Source organism: Pseudoalteromonas sp. TB25, from assembly GCF_000497995.1.
Taxonomy (GTDB): domain Bacteria; phylum Pseudomonadota; class Gammaproteobacteria; order Enterobacterales; family Alteromonadaceae; genus Pseudoalteromonas; species Pseudoalteromonas distincta.
Map to the genome: position 1 here is coordinate 1 of NZ_AUTI01000171.1, position 777 is coordinate 777.

Below are 777 nucleotides of genomic sequence, written 5' to 3' on the forward strand. Positions count from 1 at the left end.
ATTTCCGCTGACCAACGCCCCGAAAATGGTGGTTGGACCTATGGTGGTCTCGTGTTCGATGAAGGTGTCACCGGTGAAATTTTCGAAGACCAGTCTTACAGCCACCAGACCCAGTGGTCAGGCTCGGCGCGTATTTTTCCGGGTGGCGAAATAAAGTTATTTTTCACAGATGTTGCCTTCTACCGTGATCAAGACGGTGGACCGGACATCAAGCCTTACGACTCTCGGCTCGCGCTAAGCGTAGGCCATGTGCATGCTAATAAACACGGCGTGAGATTCACCGGTTTCAACAAGGTTACGTCGCTACTCGAGGCTGACGGCACTTACTACCAAAATGCTGAGCAAAACCCTTACTATAACTTCCGCGACCCGTTTACTTTCGAAGATCCGGCTCATCCAGGTGAGACCTATATGGTATTTGAGGGCAACTCGGCCATGGACCGGACAACTGCACAGTGTGATGCGGACGACCTTGGCTACCGGGACGGCGACCCTTATGCAGAAACCGTAACCCAAGTGAATGCATCGGGTGCGCCCTTTCAGATCGGTAACGTCGGTCTGGCAAGGGCTACGAACGACGACCTAACCGAGTGGGAATTTCTGCCGCCTATTCTATCTGCAAACTGTGTCACCGATCAGACTGAACGACCGCAGATCTACCAACAAGATGGCAAGTACTACCTTTTCACTATTAGCCACAGCACCACATACGCAACAGGTATTACTGGCCCCGAGGGCGTATATGGTTTCGTAGGCAACGGTATTCGCAGCGATTAC

1 protein-coding gene is annotated in these 777 nt (G+C 52.1%); it reads left to right on the top strand.

Translation table 11 applies throughout. The features are described from left to right. A partial coding sequence (locus L652_RS0103750; RefSeq protein ID WP_024603302.1) for a glycoside hydrolase family 68 protein occupies window positions 1-777 on the top strand: 777 nt, incomplete at both ends.